The sequence below is a fragment of the Oryzomicrobium sp. genome (assembly GCF_021287045.1).
GTDB lineage: Bacteria > Pseudomonadota > Gammaproteobacteria > Burkholderiales > Rhodocyclaceae > Oryzomicrobium.
In genome coordinates this window covers 133,335-155,186 of the sequence record NZ_JAJTBG010000010.1, presented here as the reverse complement: position 1 = coordinate 155,186, position 21,852 = coordinate 133,335, and the positions used below count along the sequence as shown (strand labels likewise).

Below are 21,852 nucleotides of genomic sequence, written 5' to 3'. Positions count from 1 at the left end.
GTTTCCGCCGCCATGCCCTTCCAGCCCGTCCTGCTCTGGTCCGACGCCGTACTGTGGCTGCTCGTCGGCCTCTTGGCGACCCTGGCCGTGGTCTCGCGCCGCGCGCCGCCCCTGGCGGCGGCCTGGCGCAAGGTGGGGGCGAGCCGCGTCGGCATGGCGGCGGCCACCCTGCTGGCGGTGTTCGCCCTGATCGGCCTGGCCGATTCTTTGCACTACCGGTTGGCCCTGCCGGCCGAGCCGGGTAAGCCAGCGGCCTACGGGGTGGAAGTGCTGTCGGTGCTCGACGGCGCCCTGTCCGGCCTGCGCGGGCGCAATGAAAAGACCTATTCGGCGCCCCTCGCCACCCAGTCCTACGCCATGGAAACCGCCATCCTGGCGAACGGCGGCCAGCAGCGGGATTTTCCGCCGCTGCGCTATGGCGGCGCCCAGCTCAAGCCCGGCGATAGCTGGATGGCCGACGTGACGATGCGCGGAATCAGCGGGGTGGTGGCTGGAGGTCTGCTCTGGTGGCTGATCTCCACGGTGCTGCTGTGGAACGCGAGGCGTGGCGCGGCGCCTGGCGATGCCATCGCGCAGATCGAGCCCTGGCGCGGCGTTCGGGCCATCTTCATGAAACGTCCCCCGGGCAGTTTCGCCTGGGACGCGGTGCTGGCGACCCTGCTGGTGGTGTGCCTGATCGCCGGCAAGCTCACCGCCCTGTCGGCGGGCTACCACGTCTTCGGCACCGACAAGGTGGGCCAGGACGTGCTCTACCAGGTGCTCAAGAGCGTGCGCACGGCCCTGGTGATCGGCCTGGTGACGACCCTGGTGACCCTGCCCCTGGGCATCCTGCTCGGCATCGCCGCCGGCTACTTCGGCGGCTGGATCGACGACGTCATCCAGTACCTGTACACCGTGCTCAACTCGATCCCCGGGGTGCTGCTGATCGCCGCCGCAGTGTTGATGATGCAGGTGGTGATCGACACCCACCCGGAGTGGTTCGCCACCGCCGCCGAGCGGGCCGACCTGCGCCTCTTGGCCCTGTGCTTCATCCTCGGCGTCACCAGTTGGACCGGCCTGGCCCGGCTGCTGCGTGGCGAGGCCCTCAAGCTGCGCGAGCTCGATTACGTCCAGGCCGCCCAGGCCTTCGGCGTGGCCCCGTTCACCATCCTGCTGCGCCACATCCTGCCCAATGTCCTGCACATCGTCATCATCACCCTGGTGATGGATTTCTCCGGTCTGGTGCTGTCCGAGGCGGTGCTTTCCTACGTGGGCATCGGCGTCGATCCCACCACCATCAGCTTCGGCACCATGATCAACAACGCCCGCATGGAACTGGCCCGGGAGCCGGTGGTGTGGTGGTCCCTGGTGGCCGCCTTTGCCTTCATGTTCGCCCTGGTGCTGGCCGCCAACCTGTTCGCCGACGCCGTCCAGGCGGCCTTCGACCCGCGCCGGAGCGCCCAATGAGCGCCATTCCCGTTCAAGCCGCTCCGGCCGACGCTCTGCGCGTGCGCGACCTGTCTGTGGGTTTTGCCGCCGGCGGCCGGGTGCTCACCGCCGTCGATGGCGTCTCCTTCGACCTGGTGCCCGGCGAGACCCTGGCCCTGCTCGGCGAATCGGGTTGCGGCAAGTCGGCCACCGCCCTGGCCCTGCTGCGCCTGCTGCCCGACGCCGGGCGCATCCTCGGCGGCCGGGCCGAGCTTGGCGGCGACGACCTGCTCGCCCTGCCGCCGGCGCGCTTGCGCGACGTGCGCGGCAACCGGCTGGCGATGATCTTCCAGGAGCCGGCCACCAGCCTCAACCCGGTGCTCACCGTGGGGCAGCAGATCGGCGAGGTGCTGGCCCGCCACCTAGGCTTGGCCGGCGAGGCCGCCCGGGCGCGTAGCGAGGCCCTGCTGCGCCAGGTGGGCATCGCCGACCCGGCGGCGCGGCTGGCGGCCTATCCCTTCCAGCTCTCCGGCGGCATGAAGCAGCGGGTGATGATCGCCATCGCCCTGGCCGCCGAGCCGCGCTTTCTGCTTGCCGACGAGCCGACCACCGCCCTGGACGTGACCATCCAGGCCCAGATCCTGGCTCTGCTGCGCGACCTCCAGGCCCAGCGTGGCATGGGCATGCTGCTCATCACCCACGACCTGGGCGTGGTGGCCGAGGCGGCCCACCGGGTGGGGGTGATGTACGCCGGCCAGTTGATCGAAACCGGTCGGCGCGACGATTTCTTCCGCCGCCCGGCCCATCCCTACACCCAGGCCCTGTTCGCCGCACTGCCCGACGTGGCCCGGCGCGGCCGCCGCCTGCTCGCCCTGCCGGGCCAGGTGCCGACCTTGGCGCGCATGCCCGCGGGCTGCCGCTTCGCCCCGCGCTGCCCCAAGGCCTTCGCCCGTTGCGGCAGCGAGGCACCTGCCTGGTGGCCGGTGCCCGGGGCGGAGGAGGGCGGCCAGCAGGTACGCTGCCATCTCTACGACCCGGCGGAGGCGGCGCGCTATCGGGAGGCTTTCCCGTCGGCGCCCGAGCCCGCCGTGGCGGGTTGCGGCACAGATGCTGCGGCGATGGTTACGGCCGGGCAGGATGCGGCAACGCCGGCGGCCTCGGATGCTCCGGGGGCTGCCCCCCTGCTCGACGTGCAGGACCTGCAAGTCCATTTCCCCATCCGTCGCGGCCTGTTCAAGCGCACTGTGGGCTGGGTGAAGGCGGTGGATGGCGTCTCCCTGCATCTGGAGCGGGGGCGCACCCTGGCCCTGGTGGGGGAATCGGGCTGCGGCAAGACCACCGTTGGCAAGGGCATCCTGCGTCTGCTGCGCCCCACCCGGGGCGAGGTGGCCCTGGCCGGCCGGCTCGTGCCGGACCACGGGCGCCAGGCCCTGGCGCCTTTTCGCCGGCAGATGCAGATGGTGTTTCAGGACCCCTTCGCCTCCCTCAATCCGCGCCTCACCGTGGGCGCCATCCTGCTCGAAGGCATGACCGCCCTGGGGCTGCCCGGGGGCAAGCCCGGCGCGGCCGAGCGGGAGGCGGCGGTGGCCGCCCTGCTCGACCAGGTGGGATTGCCAGCGGAGGCGGCGTACCGCTATCCCCACGAATTCTCCGGCGGCCAGCGCCAGCGCATCGCCATCGCCCGGGCCCTGGCGGTGCAGCCCGACCTGCTGGTCTGCGACGAGCCGACCTCGGCCCTGGACGTGTCGGTGCAGGCCCAGATCCTCAACCTGCTGGCGGAGTTGCAGGAACGCCTCGGCCTCGCTTACCTGTTCATCACCCACAACTTCGCCGTGGTCGAATACCTGGCCCACGAAGTGGCGGTGATGTATCTGGGGCGCATCGTCGAGCGGGGCACGGTGGACGAGGTGCTGCGCGACCCGCGCCATCCCTACACCCGCACCCTGCTGGCGGCGGTACCGCGCATCGCCGCAGCGGGCGAGGGTGCCGTGGGCAACGTTGCCTCCCCCGGGGAGACGCCGTCCCCCGCCAATCCCCCCGCCGGCTGCCACTTCCAGCCGCGCTGCCCAGAGGCGGACGCCGCGTGCCGGGCCCGCTATCCGGAAGAAACCCGGCTGTCCCCCACCCGGGTGGTGCACTGCCATCGCTGGGCTGGCAAGGATGTACCGCCGATGCTGGATAAATAGGCCAGGGCGTTTTTTTCCTGGCGGAAGGGGCCGCTACGGTCTACAGTCGTTTCAAGGTTTGTTGCGACGATTACCGTGTCGTCGCCTCCGCAACGGCTGCCTTGATGATGGCAAGGTCCGGCCCGAACCGGCTGCGGCTTCACGGCATTCTCGCCTGGACGGAGGCTGATAAGCCCCTGGCGAAAAGGCAAAAGGCGCGTGTTGAACGCGCCTTTTGCTTTTGTGGGGTTGGGAGAACCGGATCAGTCGTTGCGGGCCAACTGGATGGTGAGGGTCTGGCCAGGCTTGATGCTTTGGGCCGAGACCTTGTTCCAGCGTTGCAGATCGCTCTGGTCCACCTTGAAGTGCTTGGCGATGGAGGCCAGGGTGTCGCCGCGACGGATGGTGTAGCGGGTGATCTTGGGCGCGCTGGCCTTGGCCTGGGCCGTCTTGCCTCCCTTACCCTCGGCCTTTGCCACCACGGTGGCGGCGCCCTTGCCCGGCTTTTCCTGGGCACGCTCAGGAGCAGCCTTGGACGACAAGGTGAGGGTGGTGCCCAGGGCCACCTTGTCGCCCTTCAGGCCGTTGAGCTTCTTCAACTCGGCCAGGGGCACGTCGTAGCGCTTGGCGATGGAGAACAGGGTCTCGCCCTTGCCCACCTTGTGGCTGCGCGGCGCGGCGGCAACCGCCGCCGGGGTGGAGGCGGACGTAGTGGCAGGGGCACTTGCCGGCGCGGGGACGGCGGGCACCGGGGCCGTCATTTCCGGCAGGGCCGCCAGGGTGGCTCCGGTGCGCACCGGCACCAGCAGCACGGCGCCGTTGGGCACCTTGGCCTTGGGGGCGTAGCCGTTGATGGTCTTGATCTCCACCACCGACAGACCGTACTGCATCGCCACCTTTTCCAGCTTCTCGCTGCGTTGCAGGACGTGGGTGCCCCAGGATGAGAGGGGCTTGTCGTGGGATTCCAGATTGCTCAGGAAGGTCTCCACCTTGTCCGAGGGGATCACCAGGTGAGCCTCGCCCTTGATCACCGGCCGGTTGTGGGCCGGGTTGAGGGCGACGAATTCCTGCACCGGCATTTCCGCCAGCTTGGCCGCCACCTTGACGTCGATGTCGGCGGGCTTGGGCACGGTGGCGAAGTAGGGAGTGTTGGGCAGGGGGGGAATGTCCAGCTGGGCCAGCAGGCGTGGGCTGGAGAAGATGTTCTTGAGGGCTTGCAGCTTGGGGACGTAGTTACGCGTCTCCGCCGGCATGGTCAGGCTCTCGTAGTCGGTAGGCAGGCCCTTGGCGCGGTTCTTGGCCATGGCGCGCTGCACGGCGCCTTCGCCCCAGTTGTAGGAGGCAAGGGCCAGGTGCCAGTCGCCCTGCATCTCGTAGAGGTTTTGTAGGTAGTCCAGGGCGGCGCCGGTGGAGGCGACGATGTCGCGGCGCTTGTCCACCCACCAGTTCTGTTCCAGCTTGTAGCTTTTGCCGGTGGAGGGGATGAACTGCCACAGGCCCACGGCGTGGCTGCGCGAGTAGGCCATGGGGTTGTAGGCGCTTTCCACCATGGGCAGGAAGGCCAGCTCGGTGGGCAGGCCGCGGCGCTCGATCTCTTCGACGATGTAGTGCAGATAGCGGCGGCTACGCTCCACCATGCGGCGCAGATAATCCGGCCGGTTCATGTACCAGGTCTGGTTCTGCTCCACCTGGTCGTTGCTCAGGGTGGGCATGGCGTAGCCGTTGCGGATGCGCTCCCAGAGATCGTTGGGGGATTCGGTCAGGTCGATGGTGCGGGGCAGCACCGTCGGCGCGGCCACTTCGCGGACCTGGAGGCCGTTTTCGTTGGCGTTGCCGGCTTCGCCGCCGGACGGGGCTGCCGCCTGGGGTGCGCCGGTAGGCACTGCCACGGCCCAGGCGGCCGGAGCGGCGGGGCGCTCGGGGGCTTCCGCCGGGGCGGGGGAGGAGTAGCCGTTGAGGGAAGGGGCGAAGGAGAGGCGGAGGGGGGCGTCGCCGGCGGCGGTCTGGGCCCCTGCGGGGGCGGCCAGGGCGCAGCCGAATAGGAGGGAAAGGAGATAGGGATGTGGGATGTTCCGCATCGGAGATTCTCGCTGAGTGGTCCCCGTGCCCCGAGGGGTACGGAGGGGCCCACCCCCGCGTCGCTCGCCGGGGCACGCCGTATCAATCGTCACAGGTCACCGGCCTGCGCCTGTCGGGGCGCTGCCGGGCCGTCCGGATCGGACGTCACAAAACTGCAGAATTATAAAAGGCTTCGGCCCGATAAACCTGACGCAGCCGAAGCCCGGGTCAGGCCGGCAATGGAGCGTCCGGCTCCAGGGCTTGCCAGATGGCGCCCAGGGCGGCAGCGGCCCCGTGCTTGACCGGGTAGTCCACCAGGGGGCTGAGGGGCGTCTGGCCCGGGTTGATTTCCACCGTCGGGATGCCGTTGGCCAGGGCCCACAGGACAGGCTCGGCGATGTAGGGAAAAACGCTGGAGGTGCCGATCGACAGCACCAGATCGAAGCCTTCGTCCATGGCGTCGGCCAGGGTGGTCATGGCCTTGATCGGCAGGGCCTCGCCGAACAGCACCACGTCCGGCCGCAGGGCCGAGAAGCAGCGCGGGCAACTGGGCGGGATGGCCAGGTCTTCGTAGCTGGGTACGCTGGCCCGGTAGCTGCAACGCACGCAGCGCAGCCGGTGCAGGGTACCGTGGACTTCGACCAGGTTGCGGGTACCGGCATCCCGATGGAAGCCGTCGATGTTCTGGGTGAACACCAGCAGATAGGGCAGCTTGCGCTCCAGGGCGGCCAGCACGCGATGGGCCGGGTTGGGGGCGGCCTGGCGGCAGGTGCGCTCGATCTGGATCAGGTATTTCCAGGTGATTTCCGGACGGCGGGCGAGCATGTCGCCGGACAGGGCGTCCTCGATGGGCATGCCGTCGCTGGTCAGCTCCCCTTCGTAGAGTCCGCCTACGCCGCGGTAGGTGGGCAGGCCCGAGTCGGCGGAGATGCCGGCACCGGTGATCGCCAGAACCCGGCGCGAGGTGCGCAGTAGGGCAGCAATCTGGGCGATCTGCTCGTCGGACGGGGAAGGGGAATGGGACATCGTGGAACCCCGCGTGAATCATTTCGCCACCCCGGCCGGATCGTGGCCAAAGTTGCAGAAACGAGGGCGAAAAGCAAAAAACCGGCACTAGGCCGGTTTTTCGTATTTTTTGGCGGAGCGGACGGGACTCGAACCCGCGACCCCCGGCGTGACAGGCCGGTATTCTAACCAACTGAACTACCGCTCCGCGCGGTAACTGCTATTTCCGATTTTCTCGGAAACCAGTGATTGCCACTGGCAACCACCTAGCGTAGGTGGCGTCCCCACGGGGATTCGAACCCCGGTTATCGCCGTGAAAGGGCGGTGTCCTAGGCCTCTAGACGATGGGGACCCGTTCTTCAGTTTTGGTGGAGGTACGCGGGATCGAACCGCGGACCTCTTGCATGCCATGCAAGCGCTCTCCCAGCTGAGCTATACCCCCAACCGATGGATCGAGATATTAGAGAAGTTTCCTTCGCTTGTAAAGAGGGTTTTGCAAAAAAACTGCTTTTCCCTGCTTTTTCTCGATTCAATCTTTAAAAGAACAAGCTTTCTCATCCGAAAACGTTTTGGCTGGAACGTTTCGAGGAGAAAAAACCGGCCGAAGCCGGTTTTGGTGTTGCTGGCGGAGCGGACGGGACTCGAACCCGCGACCCCCGGCGTGACAGGCCGGTATTCTAACCAACTGAACTACCGCTCCGCGCGGTGACTGCTTTTTACCGGGAGCGGTGTTGCGCGTGCTCCGGGCAAAATTTAGGGGTTGTCATCGACAACCCCTGGTGTAGGTGGCGTCCCCACGGGGATTCGAACCCCGGTTATCGCCGTGAAAGGGCGGTGTCCTAGGCCTCTAGACGATGGGGACCCGTTCTTCAGTTTTGGTGGAGGTACGCGGGATCGAACCGCGGACCTCTTGCATGCCATGCAAGCGCTCTCCCAGCTGAGCTATACCCCCGACCGAAGAAGCGCGCATTCTAGGGACCGTTCGGGGGGCTGTCAACACCCCGTCACGATTTTCTTGCAGCGCGCTTCGTTACGGGCTCAGGCGCTCAGCAGGCGATCGATGCGGGCCACCACCATGTCCCGGTCGAACAGGGCCACCAAGGCGTCCACCGACGGGGTCTGGGTCTGGCCGACCAGGGCCAGGCGCAGGGGCATGGCCAGCTTGGGCATTTTGGCGCCGTGGGCGGCGACCACTTCCTTGATTAGGGCGCCGATGGCGGCGGCCGTCCATTCCACGTCGGCGCAGCGACCGCGGAAGTCGGTCATGATCGGCCGGGTCTCGTCAGTGAGGTGCTGGGCCTTCAGCTCTTCGCTGGGCAGTGGGGCCAGGTAGAGGGATTCGCAGGCGTCGGTGAGCTCCACCACGGTCTGCACCCGCTCCTTATAGAGGGCGATGATGGCCTCCAGGGCCGGCGTGGCCGCCGGTGCCACGCCCCGGGCGGTCAGGCGCGGGGCGACCAGGGCGGCCAGGCGGGCGTTGTCGGCCTGCTTGAGGTAGTGGGCATTCAGCCACAGCAGCTTCTGGGTGTTGAACTGGGCGGCGGAGGGGGTGATGTGGTCCAGGTCGAACCATTCCACCAGCTGTTCCCGGCTGAATACCTCGTCGTCACCGTGGGACCAGCCCAGGCGTGCCAGGTAGTTGATCACCGCCTCGGGCAGGAAGCCGTCCTCGGCGTACTGCATCACCGACACCGCGCCGTGGCGCTTGGACAGCTTCTGGCCGTCGTCGCCAAGGATCATCGACAGGTGGGCATATTCCGGCACCGGGGCGCCTAGGGCCTGGAGGATGTTGATCTGGCGCGGGGTGTTGTTGACGTGGTCGTCGCCGCGGATGACGTGGGTGATGCGCATGTCCCAGTCGTCCACCACCACGCAGAAGTTATAGGTGGGGGTGCCGTCGCCCCGGGCGATGATCAGGTCGTCCAGCTCGTCGTTGGCGAACTCGATGCGGCCCTTGACCAGATCGTTCCAGGCCACGGCGCCGTCCTTCGGGTTCTTGAAGCGCACCACCGGAGTCACGCCGGCGGGCGGCGCGGGCAGCTCCTTGCCCGCCTCGGGGCGCCAACGGCCGTCGTAGCGCGGCTTCTCGCCCCGGGCACGCTGCTCGTCGCGCAGGCGGTCCAGTTCCTCGGGCGTGGTGTAGCAATAGTAGGCGGTGCCGGCGGCCAGCATCTGCTGGATCACTTCCTTGTACCGGTCCATGCGCTGCATCTGATAGAAGGGGCCTTCATCGTGACCCAGGTCCAGCCAGGCCATACCGTCGAGGATCGCCTGCACCGCCTCCGGGGTGGAGCGGGCCACATCGGTGTCCTCGATGCGCAGCACGAACTGGCCGCCGTGGCGGCGGGCGAAGGCCCAGGAGAACAAGGCCGTGCGGGCGCCGCCAATATGCAGGAAACCGGTGGGCGAAGGGGCAAAGCGGGTGCGGATCATGGAATTCGGAGAAGTGGGGGAAAAGCCCAACATTGTACTGGATGCAGAAAGTGTTTGACCGCCACAGAACCTTGTGGTCAAATGCGCGCCTCACAACGACGCAGCAAGCAACAACGCAGCGCCGACGTGGAACGGTTGGGTGGTTAGCTCAGTTGGTATGAGCGTTGCCTTCACACGGCAAAGGTCACAGGTTCGAGCCCTGTACCACCCACCAGAAAATTCTGAAAAGCCCGGTTTTTACCGGGCTTTTCGCTTTTCCAGCCCATTGTTCAAGAATTACACCGGGCTGCGCCGGGACGATCGCTCTACGCCGCAACCGGTTTATTGCGAAGTCGGGGCTCCATCAGCAAAAACGCCGGGCTGCATTGCGCAGCCCGGCGTTTTTGCTTGGCGGCGGCCCGTTCAGGCCCCTTCTTCGGCCGGAGCCTTGGGCAGCCACAGGCACTTGCCCTTGCTTTCCTTGTCGATGGCGGCGAGCGTCGCGGTGTGGGCCTCGATTTCGCTGTCGGCGGCTTTGATTACCTTCAGGGGGGGGCGGGGGCCGCGGCGGATTTCGACTACGTCGGTCTTTTCTTCCTGGGGGGGGGCATCCAGCTCCATCACCAGGCTTTCCTGGCCCCGGGTCATGGCCAGGTAGACGTCGGCCAGGATTTCCGCGTCGAGCAAGGCGCCGTGCAGAGTGCGGTTGGAGTTGTCGACGCCGTAGCGTTCGCACAGAGCGTCCAGATTGTTGCGCTTGCCCGGGTGGAGGCTCTTGGCCATGCGCAGGGTGTCGAGGATGCCGCCGGCGACCTGGGTCACCGGGGGCAGCCCGACCAGGGCGAACTCGTTGTTGAGGAAGCCTACGTCGAAGGGCGCGTTGTGGATGATCAACTCGGCGCCGGCGAGAAAATCCGCCAGTTCATGGGCGATCTCGCGGAATTTCGGCTTGTCGGCGAGAAAGTCCAAGGTGATGCCGTGGACCGCCATGGCGCCGGCATCGATGTCGCGCTCCGGGTGGACGTAGCGGTGCAGATGGCGGCCGGTGAGGCGGCGGTTGACCATCTCCACCCCGGCGACTTCGATCAGACGGTGGCCCTGGCGGACTTCCAGGCCGGTAGTTTCGGTATCGAGAATGATCTGGCGCATGGCTTAGTTCTTCCGCGCGGCGGCGTGCAGTTCGTCGATGCCCCGGTTGGCCAAGGCGTCGGCCTTTTCGTTGCCGACGTTGCCGGCGTGGCCTTTCACCCACAGCCATTCCACCTGATGCTGGGCGGCCAGTTGGTCGAGGCGCTGCCACAGGTCGGCGTTCTTCACCGGCTTCTTGTCGGCAGTTTTCCAGCCGTTGCGCTTCCAGCCGTGAATCCAGCTGGAAATGCCCTGCTGGACGTATTTTGAGTCGGTGTGCACCCGGACGGCCACCGGCCGCTTCAGGGCGGTGAGGGCCTCGATGACAGCGGTCAGCTCCATGCGGTTGTTGGTGGTTTCCGGTTCGCCGCCCCAGAGTTCCTTCTGGTGGCTGCCGGAAATCAGCCAGGCGCCCCAGCCTCCGGGGCCCGGGTTGCCGCGGCAGGCGCCGTCGGCGTAAATCTCGACGATGGTTTCAGTGCTCATTACGGTGGGTCAATAAACGACGGTTTTTCTGGGCGATGGGGGCCAGGGATTTGGCCCGCCGGCGGCTGTTGTGCCAGGCCGGCTGTATCAGGCGCATACCGGCTACCCGCTTCACGGCGCGCACCATGTAGACCCCGCCGGCAAACCCCCACCAGCGGTCGCCGGCCAGCTCCATGAAGCGGAAGCGGGAAAAGGCGCGTTCCTGGCGGAGCGGCGGGGCATAACAGCCGAAGCTGCCCCGGTTCACTTCGAACCCGAGCAGTTGCAGCCAGTCCTTGAGGCGCTGCACCGACAGGTAGCGGCCATTCCAAGGGAAGCAGTTGCGCCGCCGGGCCAGGCCGCGGCGCAGGCCCCACAGGGACAGGGGATTGAAGCCGATCACCACCACCTGCCCCTCGGGGATCAGGATGCGTTCCACCTCCCGCAGCACCTGGTGCGGGTCTTCGGCGAATTCCAGCACGTGGGGAAGGACCACCAGATCGACGCTGCCGGTGGCGAAAGGCAATTCACGGAAGTCGCAGGCCACGGCGATGGGGCCTGCATCGCCGGCGCACAAGCGCAGGGGAATGCGGCTGGCGGCGAGGAAATCGCATTCCGGCAGCCCCAACTGGACGGCGTGGAAACCGAAAATGTCCCCCACCGCCTGCTCCACCTTGGCCTGTTCCCAGCCCAGGACGTACTGCCCCTGGGGAGTGGAAAGCCAGTCCTGAAGACCCGGGATCGACATGCTGTTGTCTGGTGCTGTGGATGGATTTGACAGAAGGGGCGCGGGATGGGGAAATCGCGGCATGGAGGACGACACCATGACCACAGCCGCAGCTCCTCGCCGGCGGGATTTACCAGGGTTGCCCGATTTACCCGGCACCCCCTTGGCCACCTGGACCCAGGACGGGTTCGCCCTGGGCCGCATCCCGGCCTTTCGCGACAACTACATCTGGCTGATCGGCCAGGCCGGCGGCAGCCGGACCGTGGCGGTGGACCCGGGCGAGGCGGAACTGCTGGAGCGGCTGCTGGATGCCCGGGGCCTGAGCCTTGCGGCCATCCTGCTCACCCACCACCATGCCGACCACGTGGGCGGGGTGGCGCGCCTGCTCGAACGTTTTCCGGGAATCCCGGTGTTCGGGCCTGCGCTGGAGTCTATCACAGGGGTCACCCGGCCGTTGGCCGGTGACGAGACCCTGGATGTGCCGGGCCTGCCAGTGCCGCTGCGGGTTCTGGCGGTGCCGGGACATACCCGGGGACACCTGGCCTACTACCTGGAGCCCGGACAGGGCGCAGCACCGGGCCTGCTGTTCTGCGGCGACACCCTGTTCGGCCTGGGCTGCGGGCGCCTGTTCGAGGGCTCGCCCGGGCAGATGCATGCATCCCTGGTCAGCCTGGCCGCCCTGCCGGAGAATACTCTGGTGTTCTGCGCCCACGAATACACCCTGCTCAACCTGCCCTTTGCCGAAGCCGTGGACCCGGACAACGCCGTCCTGGCCCAGCGCGGTGAGGAAATCCGCCGGTTGCGCGCCCGCGGCGAGGCCACGGTGCCGATGCCGCTTGCCTTGGAGCGGGCCACCAATCCGTTCTTGCGCTGTGCCGAACCGGCGCTGGCCGCCGCTGTGGCCGACATGGCCCCCGATGGCGATCCGGTGGCCGTGTTCGCCGCCCTGCGGGAGTGGCGCAACCGCTGGTAGCACCGCACGCTCAGGATTGCGGTTGTACCTGGATCGGGGGAGAGGACACGAGCCGCGCCAGGCTTTCCACCACCTGGGCCGGCTTGAAAGGCTTGACCACGACGCCTGCCGCACCCGCGTCGAGAACGGCGCGGATGTTTTCTGCGCTGGTGTGGGCGGTGACCACGATCACTGCTGTGGCGGGGTAGCTGGCGCGTATTTCCCGCAGCACCTCAAAGCCATCCATCTCGGGCATTACCAGGTCGAGCAGTACGATGGTGGGCGCAAGCCGCTTCATTGCTTCGAGGGCGGCGGCGCCGTTCAGAGCCTCTCCGACGATGTCGTATTGCTCTGTGCGCACGATGGTCCGGAGCAGTTCGCGGGTCACGTCGTTGTCGTCGACGATAAGTACTTTTCCCCGGACGGTGCCATAGCGTGATTTCTTCATGGTTCTCCGTTCGTCTGGCGCAGAGGGGCGGGCCCTGGGAAAAGGCAGGCGTTACGGATACCCGCATCGCAATCAGGGTCTTGAACTCTTGGAAAGAGCGCGCCAAGAAGGCAAAGTTCCCCGGACAGCACGGGGCCGAAGACGGATTTACTTATGCATCGGGAGCGTGAAAGCCCGCGGGGACAGAAGGTCAGCGGGCGAAGCGGGGCAGGGTGCGGCGCACCCGGGTTAGGGCATCCACTACCTTGGCGGCGTTGAACGGCTTGACCACGAAGCCGGCGGCGCCGGCTTTGAGAGCTTCCTGGACGTTCTCGGCGCTGGCGTTGCCGGTGACCATGATCACCGCCGTGTCCGGATAGTCGCGGCGGGTGGTGCGTAGCACCTCGATGCCGTCGATCTCGGGCATCACCACGTCGAGCAGCATGATGTCGGGAGTCAGGCGTTCCACCGCCTCCAGGGCCGAGGCGCCGTCCCGGGCCTCGCCCACCACCTCGTAGGGTTCGCTGCGCAGGATGGCCCTGAGCAGCGAGCGCATGATCTCGTTGTCGTCCACGATCAAGACGGTGGGCAACTCTGAGGGGGGAGTGGGGGGGGCTTCGGCGGCGGTCATGGCGGGGCGGACGGCTGAATCGGGGCGAGTCGGTATTTATGGGCAGCGTGGCGGGGCTAGGGGGTCGGTTCGAGCAGCAGGCCCTCGATCCGGGCGACCCGGTTGCGGCCGGTGGCCTTGGCGTCGTAAAGGGCCCGGTCGGCGGCGGCGATCAGGTCCGCCGGCGTGCTCTCGGGCCCCGGTACGCAGGCTGCCACGCCGCAGGACAGGGTGACGTGGCCCACGGGCGAATCCGGATGGGTTAGCTTCAACTGCTCGACGCTGTAGCGCATCCGCTCGGCCACGAAGGCGGCGCCGCCCAGGGTGGTTTCGGGCAGGATCATGGCGAATTCCTCGCCGCCGTAGCGGGCCAGCAGGTCCCCGGCCCGCTCCATGGCGCGGCCCATGGTGGCGGCCACCTGGCGCAGGCAGTCGTCGCCGGCCTGATGGCCCAGAGCATCGTTGTACTTCTTGAAGAAATCCACGTCGCAGATGACCAGGGCGAGCACCCGGTGGTAGCGCTGGGCGCGCCGCCATTCGGCCTCCAGGGCCGTGTCGAAGCGGCGGCGGTTGGCCACGCCGGTCAGGCCGTCGATGCTGGAGAGACGCTCCAGTTCCTGGTTGGCGGCGTCGAGCTTGCGGGTCAGCACCACCAGGGAGCGGCGCATCTGGACGATGCGCTGCATGGCGCGCAGCTTGGCGCGCAATACCACTTCGGTGACGGGCTTGCCGAGAAAGTCGTCGCCCCCGGCGGCGATGCCCTTTTCCAGGTGGTCGTCGCTGTAGCTGGCGGTGAGGAAGATGATCGGGGTCCATTCCCCGGGGCCTTCGAGCTGGCGCAGGCGGCGGGCCACTTCGAAACCGTCAATGCCGGGCAGGATGAGATCGAGGAGCACCAGGTCGGGACGTTCCTGCTGGAACATTGCCACCGCTTCCAGGCCGTCGCCGGCGGGCAGGGGCTGCATGCCCATGCGTTCGAGCTGGCTGCACACCACCACGCGGGCGGTGCGGGTGTCTTCGACGACGAGAACTTTCATGGGTGAAGAAGGCGTCTTTCCAAGGACGCGTCCAGCCTCCCGCAGACAAGTGTTGTTGGTATTTTCTGGCGTTGCGCTGCTTATGACGCAATTGTAACCGAAAGGCCGGGTTCTCGCCCGACGCGGCGGATTTGGCCCAGACCGGCGCGCCGGATCGCCGCCCGTCGTGACGGTGCAACTCCCGCCGCGTACACTGTCATACCTTTACCCCGTTTTTCGCCGCCCACGCCATGCCGCAACAGATGCCGCCTTCCCCGCCGACGCCCCCGAATCCGCAGGACCGCGCACCCGACCTTTCCTGGGCCTCCCTCAAGGCCCGGGCTGCCGACCTGGCCAGGCGCCGGGGCGTGCGGCGCGGTGCCTGGATCGTGGGGATCGCCTGGCTGGTGTGGCTGGCGGTGGGCTTTGCCTCGGGCCCCCTGTTCAAGGACACGGTGGCCCACCTGCTGTCGGAAAAGCTGCTCCGGCCGGTGAGCATCGCCCGGCTGGCGATCAACCCCTTCACCCTCCGGGTGGATGTGGAAGGCTTTCGCATCGACTCCCTACCTGACCAGGGCGACAAGCCGATCCTGGCCTTCGACCGCCTGATGGTGGACCTGTCGGCCTCCACCTTCGTGCGTTTCAAGCCGGTCATTGCCGACTTCGACCTGGAGCGCCCCGAGGTCAATCTGGTGCGCTTCTCCGAAAATCGCACCAACATCTCCGACATCATCGACGCCCTGCGCTCGCCGCCCGACCAGGAGAAGACCCCGCCGCCCAAGTTCGAACTGCGGGATTTCCACCTGCGCGGCGGCCGCATCACCCTGGACGACCGGGTGGCCGGCACCACCACGACCCTGGCCGACCTGGACCTGCTCCTGCCCCGCCTGGCCAACCTGGGGCGGGGCGAGGACGCCACCCAGCCGGTGCTCAAGGGCGTGCTCGACGGCGCCCCCTTCGAACTCAAGGCCGAGGCCGTGCCCTTTGCCGCCGTGCCCGAGGCCACGGTGCGCTTCGCCTTCACGGGCCTGGACCCGTTGCCCCTGTTGAACTACGCCGCCTTGCCGCTCAAGGTGGAAAAGGCCCGCGTCGACCTTGACGTCAACGCCCGCCTACGCCTGGAAAAGGACCAGCCGATCGGCCTGGCCCTGTCGGGCGAGGTGGCCCTGCGCGACTTCGACGTGCGCCAGAAGGGCGGCGCCCCCCTGGTGGCCGGCGAGCGCCTGGCGGTGACCCTGGACAAGGTGGAGCCCCTGGAACGCTCGGCGCGCATCGCCGGTGTGCGTCTGGAAAAGACCGAGCTCCACGTCAGCCGTGACAGCCAGGGCAAGATCAACTGGCTGGCCCTGGCGAGTCCCCCGGCCGCCAAGCCCAAGGCCGCCGCGACGGACAAAACGGTGGCCGCCCCGGCCCCTGCGGTGCCTGCCCCGGTGGCGCCGGCCAAGTCCGACAAGCCTGCCGCGGCCGGAGACGACGAATTCAAGTGGTCGGTGGCCAAGATCGAGTTGAGCGGCGTTTCCGTGGTGGTGGACGACAGCTTCCAGGGGCCGCCCCGGCGCCTGACCGTGAGCGACCTCCAGGTCAGCCTGCGGGACGTGGCCGCCGGCTTCGCCAAGCCGGTGCGCTTCGACCTGTCCGCCGCGCTCCAGGCCGGCGACTGGGCCCAACTGGGCACCCTCACCGTGAGCGGCGGCGAGGCCGACCTGGCCAAGCAGGGCATCGCCATCGACAAGGTGGCCCTGGACGGGACCAAGGTGTCCCTGGTGCGGGAAAAGGATGGCCGGCTGGTGACGCCCCTGCCTTTCGTCGCGGATGCGGGCGCCGACGGCACCCCCGCCGAATCCCACGGCAAGGCGTCTGCCCATGCCGGGCCGGCCAAAGCGGCAAAGGCAACGACCAAGGCCGCAGCCGGCGGCGCAGCGCCCCCTGCCTGGCACGTCCAGGTGGCCCAGGTGGCGGTCAACGGCGCAGCTGTGGACGTGGAAGACCGCAGCGCGCCGCTGCCGGCCAAGCTCAAGCTCAACGACTTGAGCGTGGCCCTGGCCGGTGTGGATACGGCGCCGGGCAAGGCCATGACGGTCAAGGTGGGCACCGCGGTGATCCCCGGCGAGGTGGCCGCGGCGGCGCCGGGCAAGCAGAAGGGGCGCAGCCTGGCCCGGGGCAAGGGAGCCTCCCTGGCCAAGGCCGCGCCGGACGATGCCGCGGCGCAAGCCGACCAGGGCAGCGCCAAGGCCGCGGCTCCCGCCACCGGTGCGGAGAAGGCGGCCAAGCAAGGCAAGACGAAAAAAGGCGGCAAGGCGGCCAAGGGCAAGCCGGCGGGTGCGGGTAAGGCCGGGGCCGGCGACAATTCGGACATGGCGCCGGGCCGCCTGGAGGCGGAAGGCACCGTCGCCCTGGCGCCCCTGGACGTGGCGCTGACCGTGCGGGCGCGCCAGATCGGCCTTCAGCCGGTCCAGGCCTACTTGGCCGACAAGGTCGGTTTCCGCCTGGCCAAGGGCCAGTTCACCGGATCGTTCAAGGTGGCCCTGGCCGAGCCCAAGGGCAAGGTGGGGGGGGCCCTGGCCGGCCGCATCGGCGGCGACATGACCCTGGGCGACCTGTCGGCGGTGGAAGCGGTCAGCGGCGACGAATTCCTCAACTGGAAGTCCCTCTACTTCGGCGGTATCGACGTCAAGCTGCCGGTCACCGACGTGGCGGTGCGGGAAGTGGCCCTGTCGGATTTCGCCGCCCGGGTCGAGGTGTCGCCCAAGGGCGAGCTGAACCTCAAGCAGCTGATGAAGCCCATCGCCCCGGCCAAGGACGGTGGCCAGGGGAGCGGCCAGGCCACACCGGCCAAGGAAGGCGGCAAGGCCGCCGGCAAACCTGCCGAGGACGGCGCCAAGAAGGCCGGGGCCGCGCCGGCGGCGGACGGCCCCCGGATCAGCGTGGGCAAGGTCACCCTGCAAGGCGGACGGGTGTTCGTGAACGACCAGTTCGTCCAGCCCAACTACTCGGCCCGGCTGGTGGATCTGGGCGGGCGCATCGGCAGCCTGTCGTCGGACCCGGCGGTGCGCGCCGACTTCGACATCCGCGGCCGGCTGGGCATCGGCACCCCCATTGTCATCTCCGGCAAGGTGAACCCCCTGGCCAAGGACCCGTTCCTGGACCTGAAGATGGAGGCCAAGGGCATCGAGATGACCACCTTCACCCCCTACTCGGGCAAGTACCTGGGCTACACCATCGAGAAGGGCAAGCTGCTGGTGGATGTGTCCTACCTGGTGGAAAACCGCCAGCTCAAGGCCGAGAACCACATCTTCCTCGACCAGTTCACCCTGGGCGAGCGGGTGGAAAGCCCGGATGCGATCAAGCTGCCGGTACGCCTGGCGATCTCGCTGCTGACCAACAACCGGGGCGAGATCGACCTGCGCCTGCCGGTGTCCGGCTCCTTGGACGATCCCCAGTTCTCGGTGGGCGGGGTGATCTGGCAGATCGTCAAGAACCTCATCACCAAGGCGGTCACTGCGCCCTTCAGCCTGCTCGCCAAGGCCTTCGGCGGCGGCGAGGACCTGGAGCAGCTGGCGTTCGCCCCCGGCCGCTCCAGCCTGGACGATGCCCTGCGCGGCAAGCTCGATACCCTGCTCAAGGTGCTGAACGACCGCAAGAGCCTCAACGTGGAAATCACCGGTATCGCCGTGAGCGACAAGGAGGCCGACGACTACCGGCGCGCCCAGCTCGAACGCAAGGTCAAGCTGCGCAAGCGCAGTTCCGCCGACCCGGACGCCGACGACGTGGCCGTGTCCCCGGCCGAATACCCGGCCCTGCTGGAAAAGGTCTACAAAGACGCCAGCTTCCCCAAGCCGCGCAACCTGATCGGCCTGACCAAGACCCTGCCGGTGCCGGAAATGGAGCGCCTGCTGCTGGCCAACACCCCGGCTGGCGAGCCCGAGTTGCGCAAGCTCGCCGAGCGCCGCGCCAAGGCCGTGCAGGATTACCTGGTGGAAAAGGGCATTGCCTCGGAACGGCTGTTCCTGGTCACGCCCAAGCTGGAAGCGGGCAGCGACGCCGGCCAGCCCCGGGTGGCCCTGTCCCTGCGCTGAGGCAGAGGGCGCCTACTGAAGCCGTGGGCGATGGATTCCCCACGGCTCCGGGCTGGTGCTGGGGGTAGGTGCGGCCGTCCCGCCGCAATTGCCTGCGTGGCGGCCGGCCGGCTGGCGCGGTGGAGAGGAGGGTAGGGGCGGCGTAGCGGCCCGACCCTCCCCGCCGGTCAGGCGGTTACGGGCAGTTTTCGATCAGCCGCAGAACTGGGCGAGGAACCACACCAGGCCGCCCCCCACCACCAGGGCCAGCAGGCCCAGCAGCAGGGTGGCCCGGCCCGGGTTGCCGGCGCGCTGGCCGCGCCGCCGGGTATCCACGTAGTTGGCGTATTCGCCGAAGGCCAGGAAGGCCGCCAGGGCGAAGACGATGGCGCCGTAGAAAATGCCTACCGCCTGCCAGTTGCCCACGTCGCTGCACGAGAACGACGCCATCTGGCGCAGCTTGAGGGTGAAGTCCACCTTCAGGCCGTAGTACAGCCCCAGGCCGAGCATCAGGCCGAACAGCAGGAGCATGCCGATCAGGCCCCAGGTCTCGGCGCGGCGCAGTTCACGGCCCAGGGCCGCCATGTCCTCGGCGATCCAGAAAAACGGGGCAAACAGGCGACGGAACAGGCTGGGGCGGGACATGATCGGGGCGTCGGGTAGAAGGGCGGATGGCGTCGGTGCTCTACAATGGCGGCCATTCTACGCATTCTATGTTGCCCTCCCGCTGCCGGGCTTTCCCCCGGTGGCGCCATCTGCGACTTATTTCTCCATGAGCGATCTTTTCTTGCTGCTTTCCGTACTGTCCGCCCTGCTTGCCGGCGCCGCCCTGGCGGTGGGCCTGCGCGTGCTGGGCCGCCTCAACCGCCTCGCCGATGAGCGGGACGGCGCCGCCCAGGCCGCCCTGGTTCTGCAACAACGCCTCGACGCCCTCGACAAGGGCCTGCGCGACGCCCTGGGACGGCTCGAAGGCGAGCTGCGCGGGGAACTGCGCGAGGAGTTCGCCCGCAGCCGCCAGGAAGCCCAGACCGCCGCCTTGCAGCAGCGCGACGAGCAGAATCGGGGCGCCGCCACCCTGGCCCAGACCCTGTCCGGCCAGGTCGGTAGCTTCGGCCAGACCCTGGGGCAGAGCCTGACCCAGAGCGTGCAGACCCTCAACCAGACCCTGAGCCAGACGCTCACCACCCAGATCGGTCAACTCACCGAGACCCAGACCCGCAGCCTGGACGCCTTCGCCCAGCAGCTGAAGGCCGTGTCCGACGGCCTGGACGGCCGTTTCGAGCAGCTTCGCCAGGCGGTGGAAACCCGGCTGGCCACGTTGCAGCAGGAAAACGGCGTCAAGCTCGACGAGATGCGCAAGACCGTGGACGAAAAGCTCCACGCCACCCTGGAACAGCGCCTGGGCGAATCCTTCAAGCTCGTCTCCGAGCGCCTGGAGCAGGTCCATCGCGGCCTGGGCGAGATGCAGACCCTGGCCGCCGGCGTGGGCGACCTGAAGCGGGTGCTGACCAACGTCAAGACCCGGGGCACCTGGGGTGAGGTGCAGCTGGCCGCCCTGCTCGAACAGATCCTCACCCCGGCCCAGTACGCCACCAACGTGGCCACCGTGCCTGGCTCCGGCGAGCGGGTCGAATTCGCCATCCGCCTGCCCGGCAAGGACGACAACGGCTTTGGCGAGACCAGCCCGGTGTGGCTGCCCATCGATGCCAAGTTCCCGGTGGAGGACTACCAGCGCCTGGTGGATGCCCAGGACCGGGCCGACCCGGTGGCGGTGGAAGCCGCCGCCAAGGCTCTGGAGGCCCGCCTCAAGGACGAGGCCAAGACCATCCGCGCCAAGTACGTGGCGCCGCCTCACACCACCGACTTCGCCGTGCTCTACCTGCCCACCGAAGGGCTGTACGCCGAGGCCCTGCGCCGCCCGGGCCTGACCGAGGCGTTGCAGCGCGACTACCGGGTCACCCTGGCCGGGCCCACCACCCTGGCGGCCATGCTCAACAGCCTGCAAATGGGCTTCAAGACCCTGGCCATCGAAAAGCGCTCGTCGGAAGTCTGGGCCGTGCTCGGCGCGGTCAAGACCGAGTTCGGCAAATTCGGCGACGCCCTGGCCCACACCAAGAAGAAGCTCCAGGAAGCCACCAACTCCATCGACAAGGCCGAGGTGCGCACCCGGGCGGTGAGCCGCAAGCTCAAATCGGTGGAAGCCCTGCCCAGCGGCGAGGCCACGGCCCTGCTCGGTGAGGAGGGCGGTGAGGCCGGCGATGGCGACGTGGAAGAAGAGCTGGTCTAAGTCCCACGCCGGGCCGGCCAAAAAGCGCCGGCCCAAACCCCGCGCCAGTAGGGCGTTTCCAAAGGGTGGCCGCTGGAAGGCGCGCCAGCGCTCGCGCTTGGGGCAGGCCTACCGGAGAACGGCTTACCGCCTGGGGTTTGGCGGGGTGGGGGAGGGCGGCGTATCGGATGTCGCCTCGCGCGGGATTTCGCCCTCGGCCTTGCTCCTACCCTTTGTGAACATCGTTCCCGGCCGGCCCAGCCCGGCCCTGGCCGGTTGGCTCAAGCGCGCCGGCGCGCGCCGCTACGCGGTAATCACCGCCTGCAATCCCGGATCGGTGCAATGCGATGAAGCGGAAAATGCCGCCCGCCAGGCCCGCCTCGCGGCGCGGCTGGCGGCCCACGGGCTACGGGTCCTGCCGGCGGTGAACGGCCCGGATGCCCCCGATTGGCCGGCGGAACCGTCCTGCCTGGTTCTCGACCCGCCTCTGGCCCTGTTGCGCCGGTTGGGCCGGGCCTTCGGCCAGAACGCCCTGGTGGCGGGGCAGCGGGACGGCCGACCCCGGGTGGTGTGGCTGGGGCGTAAGGAACGGGGCGGGCGCGGCAAGTAAGGCACTCCGACTGGCGCCCGGTGGCAAGCAAGCCTTGGTGCCAGGTGGTGCAATCGGGCGTCGGTGTTTCCCGCCGAATTCCGGCCGAAAATCGTTTCCCGCCGGGCGGCTGTTTCAGCCTGCCGCCGCAGGGCCTTCCGTCGTTCTGTCCCCTTCCAGGACCTCGGTGTCGTCGTGGGCATAGGCCGGGGCGCAGCAGCACAAGAGGCGCAGTGGCACGGCCCCGGTGTTCTCGATGCAGTGGGCGGTGCCTGGCGGAATCAGCACCGTGTCGCCCGGGGCCACGTTGAACTGTTCGTTGCCTAAGGTCATGCGGCCGTTGCCGGCGGTGATGTGGTACAGCTCCTCGGTGACGCCGTGGCGGTGCAGCAGGGTGCGCTGGCCGGGGAAGACGGTGGCCTCGGCCAGGCTCTGGGCCCGGGCGCCGGGATGCACCGCCGGGTGCATCAGCTCCCGGATCTCCGAGCCGTCCTTGGTCACGTAGGCGGGCACCGCGTCCCGCTGCGTGACCAGGGGCTTGCACTGTCCAGGGGAGCTCATCACCTTGCC

17 protein-coding genes and 7 tRNA genes are annotated in these 21,852 nt (G+C 68.1%); 7 read left to right on the top strand and 17 right to left on the bottom strand.

Features of this window, described 5'->3' with window-relative positions:
- Nucleotides 1-12: 12 nt before the first annotated feature.
- Together LWW89_RS12970 and LWW89_RS12965 are read left to right on the top strand one after the other, a co-directional pair.
- Nucleotides 13-1,446 (top strand): ABC transporter permease, encoded by a 1,434-nt coding sequence (locus LWW89_RS12970; RefSeq protein ID WP_293264798.1) that lies wholly within the window; start codon nucleotides 13-15, stop codon nucleotides 1,444-1,446.
- Nucleotides 1,443-3,593, top strand: a complete 2,151-nt coding sequence (locus tag LWW89_RS12965; protein ID WP_293264796.1) for an ABC transporter ATP-binding protein — start codon at nucleotides 1,443-1,445, stop codon at nucleotides 3,591-3,593. The genes LWW89_RS12970 and LWW89_RS12965 overlap by 4 nt, the downstream gene beginning before the upstream one ends.
- A gap of 242 nt (nucleotides 3,594-3,835) precedes the next feature.
- Here LWW89_RS12965 and LWW89_RS12960 read toward each other — a convergent pair whose 3' ends face one another.
- The 9 genes from LWW89_RS12960 to gltX all read right to left on the bottom strand — a co-directional run bounded on the left by LWW89_RS12960 (nucleotide 3,836) and on the right by gltX (nucleotide 9,068).
- Nucleotides 3,836-5,650 (bottom strand): LysM peptidoglycan-binding domain-containing protein, encoded by a 1,815-nt coding sequence (locus LWW89_RS12960; protein ID WP_293264794.1) that lies wholly within the window; start codon nucleotides 5,648-5,650, stop codon nucleotides 3,836-3,838.
- A 208-nt stretch (nucleotides 5,651-5,858) separates the two neighbouring features.
- Nucleotides 5,859-6,656 (bottom strand): NAD-dependent deacylase, encoded by a 798-nt coding sequence (locus tag LWW89_RS12955; protein ID WP_293264792.1) that lies wholly within the window; start codon nucleotides 6,654-6,656, stop codon nucleotides 5,859-5,861.
- A gap of 110 nt (nucleotides 6,657-6,766) precedes the next feature.
- Nucleotides 6,767-6,843 (bottom strand) — tRNA-Asp (locus LWW89_RS12950).
- Between the two features lie 68 nt (nucleotides 6,844-6,911).
- Nucleotides 6,912-6,987: transfer RNA gene (locus LWW89_RS12945), tRNA-Glu, on the bottom strand.
- Nucleotides 6,988-7,001: 14 nt separating this feature from the next.
- Nucleotides 7,002-7,077 (bottom strand) — tRNA-Ala (locus tag LWW89_RS12940).
- Nucleotides 7,078-7,258: 181 nt separating this feature from the next.
- Nucleotides 7,259-7,335: transfer RNA gene (locus LWW89_RS12935), tRNA-Asp, on the bottom strand.
- 86 nt (nucleotides 7,336-7,421) lie between these two features.
- Nucleotides 7,422-7,497 (bottom strand) — tRNA-Glu (locus tag LWW89_RS12930).
- A gap of 14 nt (nucleotides 7,498-7,511) precedes the next feature.
- Nucleotides 7,512-7,587 (bottom strand) — tRNA-Ala (locus LWW89_RS12925).
- Nucleotides 7,588-7,673: 86 nt separating this feature from the next.
- On the bottom strand, nucleotides 7,674-9,068 hold the full coding sequence (gene gltX, locus LWW89_RS12920; protein ID WP_293264790.1) for a glutamate--tRNA ligase: 1,395 nt from the start codon (nucleotides 9,066-9,068) through the stop codon (nucleotides 7,674-7,676).
- Nucleotides 9,069-9,205: 137 nt separating this feature from the next.
- Between gltX and LWW89_RS12915 the strand changes: the two genes are divergently transcribed.
- Nucleotides 9,206-9,282 (top strand) — tRNA-Val (locus LWW89_RS12915).
- A 188-nt stretch (nucleotides 9,283-9,470) separates the two neighbouring features.
- Here LWW89_RS12915 and dnaQ read toward each other — a convergent pair.
- Genes dnaQ through LWW89_RS12900 form a run of 3 tightly spaced genes read right to left on the bottom strand, consistent with a single transcriptional unit; the run spans nucleotide 9,471 to nucleotide 11,388 of the window.
- Nucleotides 9,471-10,196 (bottom strand): DNA polymerase III subunit epsilon, encoded by a 726-nt coding sequence (gene dnaQ, locus LWW89_RS12910; protein WP_293264788.1) that lies wholly within the window; start codon nucleotides 10,194-10,196, stop codon nucleotides 9,471-9,473.
- A gap of 3 nt (nucleotides 10,197-10,199) precedes the next feature.
- Complete coding sequence (gene rnhA / locus LWW89_RS12905; protein WP_293264786.1) at nucleotides 10,200-10,661, bottom strand: ribonuclease HI; 462 nt, start codon at nucleotides 10,659-10,661, stop codon at nucleotides 10,200-10,202.
- Nucleotides 10,651-11,388, bottom strand: coding sequence for a class I SAM-dependent methyltransferase (locus LWW89_RS12900; RefSeq protein WP_293264784.1), 738 nt, complete (start codon nucleotides 11,386-11,388; stop codon nucleotides 10,651-10,653). The genes rnhA and LWW89_RS12900 overlap by 11 nt, the downstream gene beginning before the upstream one ends.
- A 118-nt stretch (nucleotides 11,389-11,506) precedes the next feature.
- Between LWW89_RS12900 and gloB the strand changes: the two genes are divergently transcribed.
- Nucleotides 11,507-12,340, top strand: coding sequence for a hydroxyacylglutathione hydrolase (gloB, locus tag LWW89_RS12895; protein ID WP_293264782.1), 834 nt, complete (start codon nucleotides 11,507-11,509; stop codon nucleotides 12,338-12,340).
- 10 nt (nucleotides 12,341-12,350) lie between these two features.
- On the opposite strand, the gene LWW89_RS12890 is transcribed toward gloB, so the two are convergent.
- The 3 genes from LWW89_RS12890 to LWW89_RS12880 all read right to left on the bottom strand — a co-directional run bounded on the left by LWW89_RS12890 (nucleotide 12,351) and on the right by LWW89_RS12880 (nucleotide 14,393).
- Complete coding sequence (locus LWW89_RS12890; protein ID WP_293264780.1) at nucleotides 12,351-12,767, bottom strand: response regulator; 417 nt, start codon at nucleotides 12,765-12,767, stop codon at nucleotides 12,351-12,353.
- 190 nt (nucleotides 12,768-12,957) lie between these two features.
- Nucleotides 12,958-13,377 (bottom strand): response regulator transcription factor, encoded by a 420-nt coding sequence (locus tag LWW89_RS12885; protein ID WP_293264778.1) that lies wholly within the window; start codon nucleotides 13,375-13,377, stop codon nucleotides 12,958-12,960.
- Nucleotides 13,378-13,433: 56 nt separating this feature from the next.
- Nucleotides 13,434-14,393 (bottom strand): diguanylate cyclase, encoded by a 960-nt coding sequence (locus tag LWW89_RS12880; RefSeq protein ID WP_293264776.1) that lies wholly within the window; start codon nucleotides 14,391-14,393, stop codon nucleotides 13,434-13,436.
- 230 nt (nucleotides 14,394-14,623) lie between these two features.
- Here LWW89_RS12880 and LWW89_RS12875 point away from each other — a divergent pair, with 230 nt between their 5' ends.
- Nucleotides 14,624-18,448 (top strand): DUF748 domain-containing protein, encoded by a 3,825-nt coding sequence (locus LWW89_RS12875; protein ID WP_293264774.1) that lies wholly within the window; start codon nucleotides 14,624-14,626, stop codon nucleotides 18,446-18,448.
- A gap of 192 nt (nucleotides 18,449-18,640) precedes the next feature.
- Here the strand turns inward: LWW89_RS12875 and LWW89_RS12870 are convergent, their stop codons facing one another.
- The gene (locus LWW89_RS12870) at nucleotides 18,641-19,072 is read right to left on the bottom strand and encodes a hypothetical protein (protein ID WP_293264772.1); all 432 of its coding nucleotides are present in this window, start codon (nucleotides 19,070-19,072) and stop codon (nucleotides 18,641-18,643) included.
- 127 nt (nucleotides 19,073-19,199) lie between these two features.
- Between LWW89_RS12870 and rmuC the strand changes: the two genes are divergently transcribed.
- Nucleotides 19,200-20,714: a DNA recombination protein RmuC gene (gene rmuC / locus LWW89_RS12865; protein WP_293264770.1), complete on the top strand. Its 1,515-nt coding sequence runs from the start codon at nucleotides 19,200-19,202 to the stop codon at nucleotides 20,712-20,714.
- A gap of 199 nt (nucleotides 20,715-20,913) precedes the next feature.
- The gene (locus LWW89_RS12860) at nucleotides 20,914-21,303 is read left to right on the top strand and encodes a DUF3293 domain-containing protein (RefSeq protein WP_293264768.1); all 390 of its coding nucleotides are present in this window, start codon (nucleotides 20,914-20,916) and stop codon (nucleotides 21,301-21,303) included.
- 114 nt (nucleotides 21,304-21,417) lie between these two features.
- On the opposite strand, the gene LWW89_RS12855 is transcribed toward LWW89_RS12860, so the two are convergent.
- Nucleotides 21,418-21,843 carry a cupin domain-containing protein gene (locus LWW89_RS12855; protein ID WP_293264766.1) on the bottom strand — a complete coding sequence of 142 codons (426 nt, stop codon included), beginning with the start codon at nucleotides 21,841-21,843 and terminating at the stop codon, nucleotides 21,418-21,420.
- Nucleotides 21,844-21,852: the final 9 nt, after the last annotated feature.